The following is a 4,155-nucleotide window of genomic DNA, read 5'->3' on the forward strand; positions in this document are numbered from 1 at the left end:
TTTACCAATGCCATCTCCGGGGATAGCGGCAATACGACAGGTTTTCTTCATAGCAGCTCTCACTTGTACGCCATCAAAATTGACTTTCCCCTTATCCTATAATTGACTGATTAATAGTTAATCCCCCTAACTGGTGAAACATAAAACACAGATCATGAATAATCTGCCGCTGCTAAATGATTTACGCGTCTTTATGCTGGTTGCCCGTCGGGCAGGATTTGCCGCCGTTGCCGAGGAACTGGGTGTATCACCGGCTTTTATCAGTAAGCGAGTAGCCCTGCTGGAGCAGACGCTGAACGTGGTGCTGCTGCACCGGACAACGCGGCGTGTAACCATCACGGAAGAGGGGGAGCGGATCTACGAATGGGCGCAGCGGATCCTGCAGGATGTCGATCAGATGATGGACGAGTTGTCGGATGCCAGGCAGATCCCGCAGGGGATGCTACGTATTATTAGTAGCTTTGGTTTTGGCCGTCGGGTGGTGGCTCCGGCGCTGTCTGCGCTGGCAAAAGCGTACCCGCAGTTAGAACTGAGGTTCGATGTTGAAGACCGCCTGGTGGATATGGTGAATGAGGGCGTCGATCTTGATATTCGTATCGGGGATGATATCGCGCCAAACCTGATTGCCCGCAAGCTGGCGACTAACTACCGTATTCTGTGCGCCTCGCCGGAATTTGTGGCGCAGCATGGGACGCCAAAGCAACTGAACGATCTCTCCACTTTTCCTTGTCTGGTTATCAAAGAGCGCGACCATCCGTTTGGCATCTGGCAAATGCGTAATAAAGAGGGCGCTCACTCAATTAAAGTTACGGGGCCTCTGTCGTCTAATCATGGCGAAGTGGTACATCAGTGGTGTCTTGATGGGCAGGGAATTGCCCTGCGTTCGTGGTGGGACGTTTGCGACAACATTGCTGGTGGACATCTGGTACACGTATTACCCGAGTATTATCAACCAGCAAATATATGGGCGGTTTATGTTTCTCGGCTGGCGACGTCGGCAAAAATCCGTATTACGGTTGAGTATTTGCGCCGCTATTTTGCCGAAAACTATCCAAAGTTTACTTTGGAATAAATCCGCAACAGCCTGGCAAGAAACTGAAAATAAAAAAGGCAGAATAATCTGCCTTTTTTGCAACTATAACTCACTGAGCAAAGCCGTTATTTAGACTCTTCAGCTTCAGGTAATGTCACGTTAAGTTCGAGGATAGATATATCGCCGTCTTTTTGTTCAAGCTGTACGGTGACCATTTCGGGATCAATTTGTACATACTTGCAGATAACCTCGAGAATATCTTTCCTCAGTTGCGGTAAATAATGTGGCTCGGCGTCACTACGACGACGTTCCGCAACAATAATCTGCAGTCGCTCTTTAGCGATGTTCGCTGTGCTCTTTTTCCGCGAGAGAAAAAAATCCAGTAATGCCATAACTTATCCTCCGAACAGGCGTTTGAGGAAACCTTTCTTCTCTTCTTCAATGAAGCGGAAAGGACGTTCTTCTCCCAACAGACGGTCTACGGTATCAGCATAGGCTTTACCGGCATCAGCATTGATGTCGAGAATAACCGGCTCACCCTGGTTAGACGCGCGCAGGACTGACTGATCTTCAGGAATCACGCCAACCAGCTTGATTCGCAGAATTTCCAGTACGTCTTCCATGCTCAGCATGTCACCTTTATTTACGCGGCCAGGGTTGTAGCGCGTCAGCAACAAATGCTCTTTAATCGGATCTTCACCGTTTTCCGCACGACGAGATTTCGACGCCAGAATACCCAGAATACGGTCAGAGTCACGTACAGAGGAGACTTCCGGGTTAGTGGTGATAATCGCTTCATCGGCAAAATACAGGGCCATCAGCGCGCCGGTTTCAATACCCGCTGGGGAGTCGCAGACGATGAAATCGAATTCCATCGTTTTCAGGTCGTCCAGAACTTTCGCGACGCCTTCACGCGTCAGCGCGTCTTTATCGCGAGTCTGTGAGGCCGGAAGAATAAAGAGATTTTCGGTACGCTTATCTTTGATTAACGCCTGATTTAACGACGCATCGCCCTGAATAACGTTGACGAAGTCGTAAACGACACGGCGTTCACAACCCATAATCAGATCGAGGTTACGCAGGCCGATATCAAAATCAATAACGACAGTTTTCTTTCCCTTCTGGGCCAAACCTGTAGCGATGGCCGCGCTGGAGGTGGTTTTGCCAACGCCCCCTTTACCCGAAGTAACAACAATAATGCGTGCCATAGAAATTCCTTGTTAAAAAGGGATCAATTCAACGGTTGAACTGTCAAAGCGTTCTCTGCTAATTGCAGACGGGCCGCTTTGCCATAAAATTCTGCTGGGATTTTATCACTCAGCCAATAAACACCTGCGATAGACACCAGTTCTGCCGTCAGATGGGTACAAAAAATTTGCGCTTCACGATCGCCGCTTGCACCTGCCAGCGCACGGCCTCTCATCATTCCATAAACATGAATATTGCCATCAGCGATAAGCTCTGCGCCCGCACTGACGTGGCTTGTAACAATCAGATCACATTGTGGAGCATAAATGCGCTGACCGGAACGAACCGGCACATTTATTAATCGTGTTTTTGTGATGGGAGTAACGTTTTGCGGCGGAGCGACGGGAGCCGGGACCTCAACAGGCGCAGGACGAATAGCTTTTTCTTTACCTTCAGTCAGTAAAGGAAGACCCATTTCGTCGATTTCTGCCTTTAGTCTGGCGTCTTTGCATCCGCTAACGCCAATAATGCGCAATCCGGTAGACGCGACCACTTTCTGCAGCGCTGACCAGTTTACCGGGCTTTCAAGACCACTCACGTTAACCACCACGGGAGCATGTTTTAAAAAAGCCGGTGCCTGCGCGATTTTGTCTTCCAACGCCTGACGAATAACCTCGGGTTCTGCTTCATGTAAATGAACCACTGATAAGGTGAAGCTACTGCCTTTAAGCTCGATTGGCGTGTTTGACATCCTGGCCTTACTCAATTTGCTATTTATCATCCCCAGCGCGGGGTGATATTCCGAAGACTATAAGGCATGTTATAGTCAGTATTATATTGAGGCAAGCCACCATTCCGTGAATTCAGAGTAAAAGATATGTTTTGTGTGATCTACCGAAGCAGCAAACGTGACCAGACCTATTTATATGTCGAAAAAAAAGACGATTTCTCGCGCGTTCCTGAAGAACTGATGAGAGGATTTGGTCAGCCGACGCTGGCAATGATGTTACCGCTTGATGGGCGAAAAAAATTAGTTAATGCCGATCTTGAAAAAGTAAAACAGGCCCTGACCGAGCAGGGCTATTATTTACAAATACCCCCGCCGCCAGAAGATTTACTTAAACAGCATCTGGCAGCGGCAAAACAAAATACACCAGACGCTAAACGTTAAACTGCATCCGGCAGCAGCACGTTCCATCGATGCAGTACCTGAAATCTATGACTACGTTAGGGGAAAGTAATGTATCAACATCACAACTGGCATGGTGCTCTGCTGGATTATCCGGTGAGTAAGGTGGTTTGCGTAGGGAGTAACTATGCTAACCATATTAAAGAGATGGGCGGAACCACCCCGGAAGAACCGGTTCTGTTTATTAAACCGGAAACCGCGCTGTGCGATTTGCGCCAGCCGCTGGTGATCCCATCTGATATGGGGTCTGTCCACCATGAAGTTGAGCTGGCTGTGCTGATCGGCGCGACCCTGCGGCAAGCGACAGAAGATCATGTGCGCAAAGCCATTGCCGGTTATGGTGTCGCGCTGGATCTGACCCTGCGCGATATTCAGGGCAAAATGAAGAAGGCGGGGCAGCCATGGGAAAAAGCGAAGGGTTTTGATAACTCTTGCCCGCTGTCTGGATTTATTCCGGTGGCGGAATTTAATGGCGATCCGCAGGATACGATGCTTGGATTAACGGTCAACGGTGAAACACGTCAGCACGGCTCCACGGCGGACATGATCCATCACATCGTTCCCTTGATTGCTTATATGAGCCGTTTCTTTACCCTCAAAGCGGGCGATGTGGTGCTAACGGGAACGCCAGCAGGCGTGGGACCTTTAAGCAGCGGCGACGAACTGGCCATCAGTTTTCACGGTCAAACGCTAACAACCCGCGTGCTGTAATCTCTGCTTGCCGCCTTTTCGGGCGGCAAAACTT

The 4,155-nt window shown here is 49.4% G+C and carries 6 protein-coding genes; 3 read left to right on the forward strand and 3 right to left on the reverse strand.

Features of this window, described 5'->3' with window-relative positions; translation table 11 throughout:
• Window positions 1–154 precede the first annotated feature (154 nt).
• Window positions 155–1,072, forward strand: coding sequence for a LysR family transcriptional regulator (locus tag FDW87_RS18205; protein WP_016153377.1), 918 nt, complete (start codon window positions 155–157; stop codon window positions 1,070–1,072).
• 86 nt (window positions 1,073–1,158) lie between these two features.
• On the opposite strand, the gene minE is transcribed toward FDW87_RS18205, so the two are convergent.
• From minE to minC, 3 genes are read right to left on the reverse strand one after another with little or no spacing between them, the layout of a single operon-like run.
• On the reverse strand, window positions 1,159–1,425 hold the full coding sequence (minE, locus tag FDW87_RS18210) for a cell division topological specificity factor MinE (protein WP_001185666.1): 267 nt from the start codon (window positions 1,423–1,425) through the stop codon (window positions 1,159–1,161).
• A gap of 3 nt (window positions 1,426–1,428) precedes the next feature.
• A complete protein-coding gene (gene minD, locus FDW87_RS18215) occupies window positions 1,429–2,241 on the reverse strand; it encodes a septum site-determining protein MinD (protein ID WP_003020956.1) in 813 nt (270 codons plus the stop codon).
• Window positions 2,242–2,264: 23 nt separating this feature from the next.
• The gene (gene minC / locus FDW87_RS18220; RefSeq protein ID WP_016153376.1) at window positions 2,265–2,972 is read right to left on the reverse strand and encodes a septum site-determining protein MinC; all 708 of its coding nucleotides are present in this window, start codon (window positions 2,970–2,972) and stop codon (window positions 2,265–2,267) included.
• Between the two features lie 126 nt (window positions 2,973–3,098).
• Between minC and FDW87_RS18225 the strand changes: the two genes are divergently transcribed.
• Window positions 3,099–3,392 carry a YcgL domain-containing protein gene (locus tag FDW87_RS18225; protein ID WP_016153375.1) on the forward strand — a complete coding sequence of 98 codons (294 nt, stop codon included), beginning with the start codon at window positions 3,099–3,101 and terminating at the stop codon, window positions 3,390–3,392.
• A gap of 69 nt (window positions 3,393–3,461) precedes the next feature.
• Window positions 3,462–4,121: a fumarylacetoacetate hydrolase family protein gene (locus FDW87_RS18230; RefSeq protein ID WP_016156786.1), complete on the forward strand. Its 660-nt coding sequence runs from the start codon at window positions 3,462–3,464 to the stop codon at window positions 4,119–4,121.
• Window positions 4,122–4,155: the final 34 nt, after the last annotated feature.

This window comes from Citrobacter sp. wls826 (assembly GCF_005281245.1).
GTDB lineage: Bacteria > Pseudomonadota > Gammaproteobacteria > Enterobacterales > Enterobacteriaceae > Citrobacter > Citrobacter braakii.